Genomic DNA, 13,273 nt, shown 5'->3' on the forward strand with positions numbered 1-13,273 from the left:
CCATCGCCGAGCTGTCCATCAAAGCGCTCGCCGGCGACCTCAAACCCCGGTTGCTCCGCCGCGTCGCCGAATCGGGGTGATGAATTCGCCCTCCTGGCAAGGGAACGCATTCGCCACTCGACCACCGCACCCCGCATGGGCTCCGCGCCGGCTGTCGTCAAGGCCTCGCCCTCGTGACGTGAAATCGGTGTTCGGTTTCCGGGACATTCGCAACCCGGTCGAACACGCCGTACCGACCGCAAGGGCCGGGCGGTGTCGAACGACTCCACCGTCGTCGCGCCCGCCTGACAGCCGATACCGGTACTGCTCGCGCGGCCGCTGAGTCGGGAGACGTGCGCGGCGGCACAGCGGGACTGCGTGAAGCGCGAATGCGGGCCCCGTCGCGGAGTCGGACGGAACCCTGCCGCAGGAGCCCTCGGCATGCCGACGAACGAGCCGCGTACCCAACCCGCACACGGAAACCAAGTCGTCCGCAATAATCGTTCCGGGTGCCGTCATCTGGACGGACGCAGCCGTTCGTGTCAGGCAGTGGCTATCCTGGCTCGGTGCTGTCACGCGCTGTCGACAAGGACCCCCCGGTCGCGATCCGACTGCTCGGAGCGGTGGCAGCGGACCGGGGCGGCGTGCCGGTTCCGGAGTTCACCAAGGCACGAGCCCAGGTGCTCGCGCTGGTCGCGCTCAGCGGGGAACACGGAATCACCAAGGACGAACTCGTGTACCTGCTGCCGGGGGCCGGCGTCACCGACGAAGCGCTCCACCGCCGCATCTCCGACCTCCGCAACAAGTGCGGGATCGCGATCCATCGGGAACCGCGGCAGGGGCGGAACCACTACCTGCTCGTCCCGGAGTCGGTCGAGTCGATCGACGCGGAGGTGTTCGTCCGCGGTGTCGCCGCACTGTCCGCCGAAGCCGGGATCGCCGAGCTGGACGGGTTGATGCGGCTGTGGCGCGATGACCCGGCGATCGAGTGGGGCAGTCGACTGCGTGGCCCGTGGGAACGGGTCGTCGGAGCTCGCGCCGAGCTGATCGACCGCCTCCTGCGCCACCCCGAGTTGAACGCGTCGGTCGAGGCCGTGCGCTTCGCGTCGCTGTTCCCGGCGCTGCCCGAGCTCGCGGCCGTGCGTTCGACGGCGTCTCGGCGCAGCCGGCTCAGACCCCGGCTGCTGGTCGTGGAGGACCAGATCATGGCCGACATCAGGGCCGTCCTGGACTCCGAGTTCGACGTCCTTCCGGTGGGCTCGTTGGCGGAGTGGAACGACGTTTGCGACAACCTTGCCGTGGACGGCGCCCTGGTCGACCTCCACCTCACCGACGACCTCTCCGACGGCTACGGCACCACCGTGATCGCCGAACACCTCCGCAAGCACACCGAGATCCCGGTGGCCCTGATGAGCGTGGCCGTGCCACCCCGCTACCACGACCAGGGCGACATGCGGGTCAAATACCGGCTGGTCGACATCGTGCAGAAGAACTCGGCGGGCCGGCTCAACGGTCGGGACTTGCTGCACGCCGCCCGGGAGTTGGTCGCCGCGAACGACCGCAGCCGGGTGAACCGGCTGACCCTGTGGATCGACTGCGACGAGTACCACGTGAAGAGCGACTCGTTGTTCACCGGTGGGCGCGGCACGCGGCACGACAGCGTGGAGAAGTGCGGTCGGGAGGCGGAGGCGTTGCGCCTCAAGTTGCGTTCCGGGGCGCTGGACGTGGACGCGGTGCAGGCGGAGGTCATGAGGTTCCACCGGAACTGGGGTCCTGGTAGACCGGGAGCCAGATTCTGACGCAGCCGCCGCCGAACCGGGCCGACCTGTCCGGCAGGTCCAGTCGGCCGTCGTAGTCGGCGAGCCAGGCCACGGCCTGCCGAATGCCGATCCCGTGCCGGGCGCCCGACCCGGGAACGCGCGCCGCGGCACCCTGCTCGACGATTCCGCGGTAGAGCACCAGCTGTTCCGGCCGGAACCCCGGCCCGTTGTCGTTGACCTCGACGACCACGCACGGCGAGCGCATGCCCGCGGGGACGTCCGGGTCGCCCGCGGCCGGTCGGCGGATGTCGACGGCCACCAGTCCACCGGCGGAAGACGTCCGGTCGCCGAGCGCGCGTGACGCGTTGAGCACCAGGTTCCGCAGGTTCTCCTGCATGATGTAACGGTTGGTCCATACCATTACCGACACGCTGTCCTCCGAGACGTCGGCGAGCCTCGTGCCGGGGGACAGGTGCCACTCGACGTCGCCGATGACCGTGCGAACGAGGTCGTGCACCTCCACCGCCTCGGGCTGGGCCAGCGCCGATTCGTAGGCAGCCACGTAGGTCCCGCCGCCGAACGTGCCCACGCGCTCGATCGCGCTGCCGATCAACGCCGCCACATCGGGGTCGGTGGTCGCCGCGTGGGCGCGGTCGAGGAAGCCGACCATGGCGATGACGTCGTTGTCCACCCGGTGGCCGATGAGCCGGATGACCCGTTCGGCGATCAGGGCGGAGTTGGCCAGCCTGGCCTGCCTGAGCCGCTCGGCGGCCTCGTCCAACGCGGCGACCAGGTCGTCGCGCAGCCCATGCGGCCCGTTGACGCCGCGCAGCAGGTCGCGCACCCCCGGACCGGGCAGCGCGAACGCGCCGTCCCCGAGCGGGCGCACCAACCCGTGCGCGGCGAGCGTGTCCAGCGCCTTGTCCACCGGGAGCCGGTCACGCAGCCACGACGTGGTGTCCGGCGGCAGCTCTGCCGTCCCGCCGCCGTCCACCAACTGGTCGACGTGGACGCGCTCGTCACCGTCGAACCGCCACAGCACCAGCATGAGCACGGCCTTGGCCGCTGGCTGGTCGGCGAGCGCGTCGAGGACGCGGGACCGGGCGTCCGACCGGACTTCGGCGGTGCGGGCGACCGCCAGCTCGTCCAGGCCGACGCGGCCGTCCCGGGGGCGGTGCCGCAGCACGGCCGCGAGCAGCCGCCCGAGCACGATGGGGTGCTCGTCGCTGTCGTGCAGCAACGAGTCGAGCACCGGGCCATCGGGCAGCAACCCGAACAGGTCGAACAACCACGCCAACGAGTCGCGCGGCGACGCACCGCGCCCCAGCGCGGTGGGCACGTGCCCGAGAACGACCGACGGCGCGAGGCGCGGCACCAGCAGCCGGAGCAGGTTGATCCGCCGCTCGGCCGGCAGCGCCACCACCGGCCTGCCGTCCGGCGCGATCACCCGCAGCAGCGTCGCGATGTCCAGGGTGGTGATCTCCGGCCTGCCGTCCGGGGGCGCGACCAGGACGGGCCGGAACCAGATGACCGGCTCGACGCTCTCCGGCGGCGAACCGTCGGCGCCGGCCCGCTCGTCGCCGACCCAGAGCGCCACACCGCGTGAGCCCAGCATCGGCAGGTTCGGCAGCCTGGGGTCGGAGAGCCCGAACAGCGTGGTCCGGAAACCTGCCTTGCCGTCGACTTCCTCCACCTCCAGCGCGACCGTCTCGCCCAGCACCGCGGCGAGGGACGTGGCGAAGTCGCGCACCGACAGCGCGTCCGGGCTCTCGGTGATCCGGGCGATGTGCCCGATCAGCTCGAACGCGCGAGCATCCTCGGCCGGTTCGACGCGGAACCGGGCGAAGTCCGGCCCCGGCATGGCCCACGGGTCGCCGTACCAGCCCAGCACCTCCGGCACCGGGTGGTTGGGCCACGGCCAGGTCAGCGGCGGCCGGGGCACCGCCCGGGGACCCGCCTCCGCGGTGCCGTGCGGGCCGTCGGACACCAGGCGGTCCGCCACCCGGAACTCGCCCGCCCGCAGGCAGTCCCGCACCGCCTTCTCCCACGACCGGACGGCGGGCTCACGGCCGGCGCCCGCCAGCGCGTCGACGAGCCTGGTCCCGATCTGCTCGCCCAGGTCGTCTTCAGCGGTCGTGACTTCCCCGCGGTGCCACGCGACGAGGTCACGGGCCTCCGGCAGGGACCGCCGCGCCAGGTCGAGCACGACGGCTTCCGCGGGCAGCCCCACGTCGACCGACCTGGCCCGGACCGCCAGGACCGACCACGCGCGGGACACCTCCGCCACGGCAGCGTCCCTGGCCTGGGCCAGGTCCCTTTCAGCGGCCGACCACTCCGCGGCGCTCAGCCAGGCGGCGTCGTCCTGGGGCGACTCGACGTCGAGCAACTCGATGAGCAGGATCTCGGCCTGCTCGAAGCGCCCTTCGCCGACCAGGTCCCCGAGGCTCTCACCGGGCGTGCGCGGCCGGGCCAGGCCCCCGAGTACGTACCGGGTGGCGGCGTCCACGTCCAGCACCCCGGCCGCCGCGTCGTTGGCCAGCGCCGGGTAGCGCCAGCGCTGCGGCCACTCGGCGAGCACGTCCAACAGCAGGTCGTCAGACACGGCCGGCCTCCTTCTCCGCCCACGCGGCCAGCTCGTCGAAGGACTCTGCGACGGTGACCAGGAACCCGGCCTCCACCTCGGCCGAGTTGTCCGCCTGCGCGACCAGGTCGGCGCGGCCCCGGGCCACCGCCTCGGCCAGCGGGCGCGCCACCTCCAGCAGGCGGGCCGTCTCGATGTCGGGACCACCGTCGTCGGCGAAGTCCGCCAGCCCCACCACGACCGCCCGCGCTTCCCTGATCACGCTCTCCAGCAGCTTGGTGTACCGCTTGCGGTAGGTGCCGTACATCGGTTCGACACCGGGTGCCGCGACCGCCGCCGCCGCGTCGATGAGCGCACCGACGTCGCGCAACGCGGGATCGGCGACCCACAGCGACAGCGAGGCGGTGCGCCGTTCGGCCACCACGTCCTTGAGCCGGGTGAACACACCGTCCGCGCCGTTGAACAGGTGCAGGTGGGTGCGGAGGCTGGCGGTGTTCTCGAAGTGGGTGTGCTCGGCTCGGTCGAGCGTGGTGCGCAGTCGGGCCCACGCCCGGTCCCGGGTGTCGAAGTCCTGCCGGCGGGCCAGTTCCAGCCTGATCGCCTCGATCGGCACCGGGATCGCGTACGAGTCGACGGCGTACCGGTGGACCGCCTCCCCGAGCTCCTTCCACGGCCGGATGCCCAGCTCGTCGCCTGACGCGTCGTCCACGACCTCGGACAGGACCAGTTCCAGGTTGTCCCGCGCGTCGACGCCACCGCTCCACAGCACCTGCTCCACGGCGGCGGCCAGCAGCACCGCCGCCTCGGCCACCCGGTGCTGCGGCGTGCCGCCGGTCGAGTCGTCCAAGAGGGACAGGGCGTTGTGCAGTGCCTTCGGGTAGACCGCCCCGCCCCGCGCCGCCGCGAGCGCGGCCAGGGCGAGTCGGGGGCGCGCGGTCTCGTCGTCCACCAGGCGGCGCAGCACCAGCGCCTCGACGTAGCGGCCGTCCGACCATAGGTCTTCCACGAGCCAGCGGACCCAGCGCGTTCGACCGGACCGCGTGGCCGCCGCCCCGTCGAGGGACAGGCAGGTTGCCGCCGCGACCCGCAACAGGCCGCGGTCGGCATCCTCGGCCAGCCGTTCCAGGACCGGCCAGGGGTCCGTGACCGGCACGAGGTGCTTGGCCACCGCGGTCGCGTGCTCCACCCCCGCCGCGACGTCGTTCAGGATCAGCTGCACGGTCAGGTAGGCGCCCTGGGCCGCCGGCGCCGGCGGCAGTTCCGTCCGGGCGGGCCGGGGGCGGACCAGGCCGATCACCGCGGCCAGCTCGTCCGTGAGCGCCCGGCTGGTGATCCGGGCGCTCACCTCAGACCGCCGCCGGTGCGTGGGACCGGAGGTGAAGAAGCCCTCGAACGACAGGAAGTTGAAGCTGCCCACCACGACTTCGTCGTCCCACAGCAGCACCTTGGCGTGCAGCTTGACGCGTTCGACGGTGCACAGGCCCGGGAAGTCGGCGCGCAGCACGGCCAGCGCCGACTCGGCCCGGGTGGGTGGTGGCGGAGCGGGCGAGCCGTTCGAGTCGGGCGCCCGGACGTCGTCCCGGTGGGGGCGCGCGTACCGCACCGCGACCTCGACACCGCGTTCCAGCGTGGCCCGGAGCGCGGCCACGAACCGGTCGTCCACGACCTGGTCGCTGAGCTGGTCCGAGGTGATGGCCAGCCGGAACGTCGCGCTGCGGACCGCCTGCTTGAGCAGGTCCCGGTGCGTGCCGTCGACCACGATCCGCGCGTCGGCGGTGGTGCGGGCGGCCACCTCGGCGGCGAGGCGGTCCGCGTGGTCCACCCACGCCTTGCTCCAGCCCTTCGCCGCGTTGGCCGAGGCCTGGCCCTCGCCGTCGTCGGGTTCGGATGGCGGCACCCGCCGGTGGACCTCCGGGAGCCCGGACCGCCGGGCCGGTCGGTCGCGCTGCGGTCGCGACGTGCCCTCCCGCAGGGCGAAGTCCTGCTCGGTGACGAGCACCAGGCCACTGGTCCGGTAGTCCGGCACGATCGACCGCGCCCACCGCAGGACGTCCCGCACCGCACGGGACGGACCGCCGCGCGCATCCGCGAGCAGGACGCCGACCTCCTGCGAGGCGTCCGGTCTGTTCAGCATGTTCCAGCTGGTGATCAGCGCGAGGTCCGCGTCGGCGACGGCGACCTTGGCGTGGGTGCGCGAGGAGCCGGCGATCGTGTCGTCGCCCGAGGCGGACAGGACGCGGTTGTGTGATGCCGTGCCGGGCACGTGCAGCCTCCCGACGGACGGCCCGCTCGCGCTGCGCAGGGTCGTGTCGTACAGCAGGCCGGAGACCCGCCCTTCGAGCACCTGGTCGTGGCTGATGCCCCACAGCAGGAAGACGTCCACGCCGCGTTGGAGGGCGAGGCGCAACGCCGGCAGGACGGCGGACAGCCCGTCGTAGCTGATCCACGGCGCTGTGATCACCAGCTGCGCGCGCGCCTTGCCGATGAGTTCCACCAGGGCGTCGGTGTGCCGGTCGCCGACCACCGCGGTGGCGGTGACCTCCCGGCCGGCGAGCTCGTTGAGCTGCGCGTCGAGCCGCCGATCCAGGTCGAGCAGCGAGAGGTGCCAGTTCCGGCGTTGGCCGGCCGGGATGGTGGCGGCGGCCACGGCCTGCTCGCGCAGCCGCGCCGCCGCCTCCGCCAGGCTCGGCGCCTCCGCCAGGCCGGGCGGCGCCTGCCCGCGCAGGGCGCGGAAGAAGTCGTCCTGCGGACGCGCCGCCACCAGCCGGCCGAGCTGCTCCTCGATCGCGGCCCGCTGGGCCTGGGAGAACGCGGCGTCGACCACGGTCACGGTGAGCGCCTCGTCCATCGGGTCGATGGCGGGTCGAACCTCGACCGGCAGCCATCGCCGTCCGACCGACTCCAGACCGGCCGGGGAGAGGTGGGCGCTGATCACCCGCTGCTCACGGGCGAACCCGGTCTGTTCCCTGTTCCCCGAGCCGTCCACGCGCTTCCGCCGCCGCGCCTCGTGGGCCAGGTCCCGCTCCATCGCGGCGAGGAGGTCCGCGGTCGTCAGGTCGGCCAGGCGCGTCGGGCTGTTCTCCACCGGGACCGCGAACCGGCGCTGGACGGGCGTCTTCGGCCCGGTGACCGGGCGGATCTCGTTGGTCAGCTTGTCCACCATGAGGTTCCTGGTGGTGTCGACCACCTCCGCGCTCGCCAGCTTGTCCAGCGTCCCGGCTTCGATGTGGCGCTCGACCTCCGCCGAGACCCGCACGCCCGCTTTCGAGCGGATCACCATCAGGTACCCGGCTTTCCACAGGTCCTGGGCGAAGTCCACGAGCATCCGCTGCGGCAGCCCGAGCATGGCGGCGAGCTCGCCGAGGGTCGCCGCGCCCGCGTGGACCGCTTTCAAGATGATCTTCTCGGTCGGTGTGAGCGTGTCGGCGAACCCCAGCCTGACCCGGATCGCGACCACGTCGCACGGGATGTAGATGGTGACGCGCTCGGCGTTGCTCACCGCCCACCACCCGTGACCTCGGTGGCCGGGACCACCTTGCCGTACAGCCGCACCGCCGCGCAGACCTGCTGCCACAGCCCGCCCGCACCGCTGATGGACGAGAAGTGCTCGAAGTTGCCGACCACCACCAGCTGTCGCCGCGCCCGGGAGAACAGCACGTTCACCAGTTCCCGCTGGGCCAGGTGGCCGAGTTGGTGCAGCGTGCGGCCGGGGCGGAGGGTGTCCCGGACCAGCGAGACGATCACCATGTCGGCCTCCCGGCCCTGGAAACCGTGGATGGTGCTCACGTGGTCGCGGATCAGGCTGCTGCTGCGCAGCAGCCTGACCTGTTCCCGGTAGGGGGTGAGCACGGCGATCGGCTGCTCGCCGAAACCGTCCTCCAGCCTGCGCGGGAACGGTTGCAGCCGGTCCAGGAGCCCGTGTACCACGGCGACCTCGCCGGGGTTGGACCAGTGCGGCTCGTCCTTGCAGTCGGGGATGCCGGCGGTGTCGAGCCAGACCAGCGACTCGCCGTCGAGCACACCGGGGCGGTGGAACCGGATCGGTGGCGGCTGCGACGCGGTGTGCGTGGCCAGGCCGCCCACCGGGAGCCCGTCGGGCGACGGCAGCTCCTGCTCCTCGGCCGGGTAGAACACCCGGCTGACGACTTCGGCGATCGGCTCACGCATCCGGAACTGGGTGCCCATCCGCAGCAGGGGAGGGGGCTGCCGGGAACCCGACGCGCCCGCCTGCTCGAACAGCGAGCCGAACAGGTCGAAGACCTCCAGGTACCGGTCGAGGTCGACGCCGAGGGCCGCCATCTCCTGGTGCGGGTCGTCGACACAGGCCCGGAGGAACCGCGCGACGTCGTGGCGGCGGTGCGCGGGGAGCTGGAACTGGTCGCCCACCAGTGTCCACCGCCTGCCGCGCACCAGCGGGATGGCCAGTTCCGTCGGCCAGGCCTTGGCCGCCTCTTCCACCACCACCCAGTCGAACACCGCGTCGGCCGTCGGCGAGAGCAGTTCGGGCGTCGAGGTGGCGCAGGTGGCGAAGACCACGTTCGCGCTGCGGTGGACGTGGTCGGACAGTTCGAGGAGCACCGATTCGCCCTCCGCACCGACCAAGTCGCGCCACTCGGTGAGCACGTCGGCGAGTTCGGCGGACAGGGGGACGGTCGGGTCGTCCAGGACCCGGGTGACGTGCCGGTGCACGCCCTTGGCCAGTCGGTCCGCCGAGGCGTGCCGCATCCAGGGGCGCACGCTCGGGGCGACCCGCTCCTCGGCGTCCGGGCCGCGTGACGTGACGCGCAGCGGCATCAGGCCCGACGCCACGTCGGCGGCGTCCACCGGGCGGCCCTTGTGGTCCAGCGCCCCGATCGCGGCGAGCACCCGGTCCGCGAGGTTGTCGAGCGCGAAGTTCGACTGGGCCGACACGAGCAGCCGCGCGGTCGGCGACCTGCGCAGGTACGCGGCGATCGCGGCGGCGGTGACCGTGGTCTTGCCCGTCCCGGGCGGTCCCTGGAGCGCCATGAACGGCTCGCAGACGAGGATCTCGCGCACCGCCTTCGGCCCGTCCCCGAGCAGTCCTTCACCGGCCGCGGCCCAGTGGTGCTCCAGGGTGCGGATCGTGTGCGGATCGCGGATCTGGCCGCGCAACGTCGCGAAGTCGAACAGCTCGTAGCGCGCGTCGCGCTGCCGGTCCAGCGCCGCCATGGCGCCCCGGTCGTCGGTGGGGCGCAACCAGCCCCTGTCCGGGACGGGGGTGCGGCGGTCCCAGCGCAGCACGACGCGGTCGGGCCCTTCCCTGCGCAGCACGTCGGTCGTGCCCGCGACACCCTTGGGCCTGCCGTTCTCGTCACGGAGCAGGTCGGCGCCCGCGCCGCCGTCGTCGTTCTGCAACGCCTCGAAGAACGAGCCGAACTCGTCGCGCAGGTACGGGGACGCCGCGTACTTGACGAACAGCGGGGACGAGACGATCCGCTTCTGGTCCCGCTCACCGTCGTAGCGGACCAGGACCTCGCCCGCCTCCACCTCCCGCGAGACGACCTCGTACGGGTAGGTCCGGGCCTTGAGCTCCACCTCCTGGTAGTCGATGAGCCAGTCGATCGCCCGCTGGTAGGTGAGGTCCTCCTCGGATCGCTCGACGCTGGGACGCAGCGACTCGGTCAACCGCCGCCAGGACGGCCGGCTGCGCACCCGACGGCGCAGGACCTCCTGGTCGGTCAGGGTCGACTCCAGCCGCACCGGTGGCACCGCGCGGGAATCGCCCCAGTTCAGCTTGCGGATCTTCTCCTCGACCCACGGCAGCGAGCGCTTGGCGACGTACTTGATCACGAGCGCGTTGTCGGTCTTCTCGGTCGCGTTCCCGTACTCGTCCTCGAACCGGTAGAACTCGCAGAACCAGACGGCCTGCTCGCCCCTGAGCACGATCGTCGCCGCGCGCTTGGCCTCGCGCTCGCCGCCGCCGACGAACGAGTCGGCGCCGTGGGGCGAGTGGGCCATCTGGGCCCGGTGCAGGTCGTCGGTGATGAAGTCGACCAGCTGCTCGGCGCCCTTGGACGTGGAGGGGTGCTGGCTGATCCAGCCCCACTGGTAGATCGTGGACGCGGACTGCCTGGGCATGAAGAGGACGGTGTGCGGCCTGGTGTCCGCGCCCCCGCTCCACGCCGACATGATCCGGTCGTACCCGGCGGTCAGCAGCGTCACCACCTCCGCCGCGGAGGGGCGGTCCGCGGGGTGCTCGGACAGCATGCGGCCGAGGATCGTGGCCAGTTCCGGCGGGACCTCGTCGTCCTCCCGCAACCTCGTGCGCAGGTAGTCCCGGAAACGCCGGTAGGCCGCGCCCAGCTCGGCGGCCTCCCGAGGGGTGGGCGGTCCGACGATCTCCGGCGGTCGCTGGTCGTCCGGGAACTCACCGAGGAACCACTCCCACATGATCGCGGCCAGGCCGTACACGTCGACGCTCTCGTCCTCCACCAAATTCGCGTCGTCGTCGGCCAGGACGAAGGCGAGGCGCTCGGGCGGCGCGTAGGCCATGGTGCCGCGACTGTGCGTGATGTACAGCTCGCGGAGCTTGCCCTGGTCGACCACCGAGTCGAAGGTCTGCTGCCGGAACAAGTCCGTCACGAGTGCGCTCAGCTCGAACCGCGCGAATCGGTACTCGGGTCCCCGGTAAACGTCGATCGCGGTCGGGCCGAGGCTGCGGTGGGTCATTCCGAGACCGTGTAGCGTGGCGAGCCCGTCGGCCAATGACCTGAACTTGCGGACAGCGTGCTCTTTTTGTGACCCGAAATACGTAACATCTGCCGGACCCGCACTTCTGCGGGCACCGCGGGTGACCACGAATGCCATGCCCCCTGATTCGACGCCGATCGCCACGGTCTGCTCCGCGGAGCGATAACCGCCGTCGAACACCTCGGGCAGGGCAGGGTGGGCCGACCCGGAGATCCGCAGCAGCGCGCGGATGTCCTGCTCCCACATCAGGCCGCCCAACTCCCCGATGCCCAGGAAAACCTGCACGTCAACGAGCTGTTCGGTGGCGTCGAGCAGTTGGAGCCGGTAGTGCCGGTCCGGCAGCAGCGGTTCGGCGACGAGGGGTTCGTCGCCGTCCGGGAAGTACGGGCCGAACTCCGCGGTGGCCTCGTCGCACAGGAAGTGCCCGACCAGCGCGACCGCCATCCCGGCGGGGTCCGAACCGTGCGGCGTTGAGTCCGACGCGATCACCCACGCGAGCGTACCGGTCGCCCGGGAAAAAGGAGACGGCCGAATGGAGAGGTACCTGAATGGCCGACTGAGTCCGCGCTGAGTGCGCGTGCGGGTGTTGTCGTGGAACTCAGCCGGACGTCCAATGAAGTCTCAGGTCGACCGGACGAACATCGTTCCCAGCGGGTTCCGGCAGCGAGCCCCGTCCGAAGGGAACGACAATGAGCGACCTCGACTTCACCCGGCGTGAGCGCACGATCGACGGCAACGCGTTCGTGGCGAGCCCGTACGGCGTGAAGAACGGCTTCGACCACGACGAGTTCCACCGCAACGCCCTGGCGCCGGTGATCACCCTGGCGGGGATGACGCCGGTGCGCGCGGACTCGATCTACGGGCCGCAGACCATCATGGGCGCCGTCTACCGCGGCATCGAGCAGGCCGAGGTGGTGATCGTCGACTTCACCGGCCGCAACGCCAACGTGGCCATGGAGTTCATGATGGCCGCGATGATCGGCAAGCGGATGATCTACCTGACCCAGGACGAGGACGACATCCCGACCGACATCCGCGGTCGGGTGCGCGTCATCAAGTACAGCGACCACTACCTGGCGATCGACGAGATGAAGCTCGCCCTGGCCAACCAGCTCACCTCCATCCGCGCGGAGCGCAGCGTCGAGATGGCGCTGCTGCCGATGGCCTCGGGCGGCACCGACCCGGTCCAGGCCCGGGTCGTCACCGTCACCAAGGACTTCGTGGTGGTCGAGGCGCTCGACGGACGGCGCGGCGTGCTCGGCAACGCCGACGTGGATTACCAGCGGATCGTGCCGGACATGGCCCGCCTGTTCTCCGTCGGCGACCCGCTCAGCGGCGCGTTCGAAGTCGACATCGCGGGTGGCGTGAAGTACACGCTCCTGTCCGGTACGCCCAACCCGTGGCACCAACTCGGTGCCGAGTTCCCGGTGGGGCGCAGGTTCACCGGCGTGGTGCAGCGCCGCTCGGAGAAGCTCGGCGCGTTCGTCCTGCTCGACCACGGGATCTCCGGCCTGGTCCACAACTCGGTCCTCGCGGGCAGACAGTGGGGGATCGGCGACGAGGTCGAGGTGATGGTCACGCGCATGGACAAGGACAAGCGGCTGATCGCATTGCAGCCGCTGGGGCCGGTCGCCCCGTCGAAGGCGAAGGGCCGGTTCGTACCCGTCCAGCGCACGTCCGAGGAGAACAGCGGGTTCACCAAGGGGCAGCGGCTGGAAGGCGAGGTCACCAAGGCGCTGCCGGAAGGCAAGGGCGGCTACGTCCTGCTCCGCCTCTCCGGCCGCACCCGCCCGGTGATGCTGCACTGCACGGCGATGACCGAGGGCACCCGCACGGACCTCAACGCGGGCGAGGTCGAGATCGGCGACGTCCTTGACGTCGAGATCGATACGATCGACGTGACCCGGGACCGGATCACCGTCCGGGAGCTGGACGAGAACGAGGCCGACGTGGACGAGCCGATCACGGTCTGAGTCGTCGGCCGGAACCGGGGTACCCGGAGGACCACTCGGTCCTCCGGGTACCCCGGCGTTGTCACCGAGCTGCGCAAGGGGGGCGGTGTGCCCAAGCGTCCGATTCGGGTTTCACGCCCCGAGGACCGGGACCGGACCACCGCGCTGCCGCGTGACCCGACTGGTCGAGGACCATCGGGACGCATGCCTCGCGAGCACGTGGGAACCGGGTACGTGGAGCTGTCGATCCCGCTGCGGTGAGGCGGATCAGCGGGGGAGCCCGGACGACG

At 71.7% G+C, this 13,273-nt stretch carries 5 protein-coding genes; 2 read left to right on the top strand and 3 right to left on the bottom strand.

The annotated features are described in order from the left end of the window. Positions 1-545: 545 nt before the first annotated feature. A complete protein-coding gene (locus J2S66_RS00895) occupies positions 546-1,778 on the top strand; it encodes an AfsR/SARP family transcriptional regulator (protein ID WP_310302450.1) in 1,233 nt (410 codons plus the stop codon). Here the strand turns inward: J2S66_RS00895 and J2S66_RS00900 are convergent. The 3 genes from J2S66_RS00900 to J2S66_RS00910 are packed head-to-tail and all read right to left on the bottom strand — an operon-like array spanning position 1,726 to position 11,520. Beyond that, on the bottom strand, positions 1,726-4,341 hold the full coding sequence (locus J2S66_RS00900; RefSeq protein ID WP_310302452.1) for an ATP-binding protein: 2,616 nt from the start codon (positions 4,339-4,341) through the stop codon (positions 1,726-1,728). The genes J2S66_RS00895 and J2S66_RS00900 overlap by 53 nt on opposite strands. Further along, entirely contained in the window at positions 4,334-7,819 is a 3,486-nt protein-coding gene (locus J2S66_RS00905; RefSeq protein ID WP_310302456.1) for a hypothetical protein, read from the bottom strand. The genes J2S66_RS00900 and J2S66_RS00905 overlap by 8 nt, the downstream gene beginning before the upstream one ends. Further along, on the bottom strand, positions 7,816-11,520 hold the full coding sequence (locus tag J2S66_RS00910) for an AAA domain-containing protein (RefSeq protein WP_310302458.1): 3,705 nt from the start codon (positions 11,518-11,520) through the stop codon (positions 7,816-7,818). The genes J2S66_RS00905 and J2S66_RS00910 overlap by 4 nt, the downstream gene beginning before the upstream one ends. Positions 11,521-11,720: 200 nt before the next feature. On the opposite strand from J2S66_RS00910, the gene J2S66_RS00915 reads away from it, so the two are divergent. Further along, a complete protein-coding gene (locus J2S66_RS00915; protein ID WP_310302461.1) occupies positions 11,721-13,004 on the top strand; it encodes a S1 RNA-binding domain-containing protein in 1,284 nt (427 codons plus the stop codon). Positions 13,005-13,273: the final 269 nt, after the last annotated feature.

The sequence above is a fragment of the Saccharothrix longispora genome (assembly GCF_031455225.1).
In the GTDB taxonomy this organism is placed as follows: Bacteria; Actinomycetota; Actinomycetes; order Mycobacteriales; family Pseudonocardiaceae; genus Actinosynnema; species Actinosynnema longispora.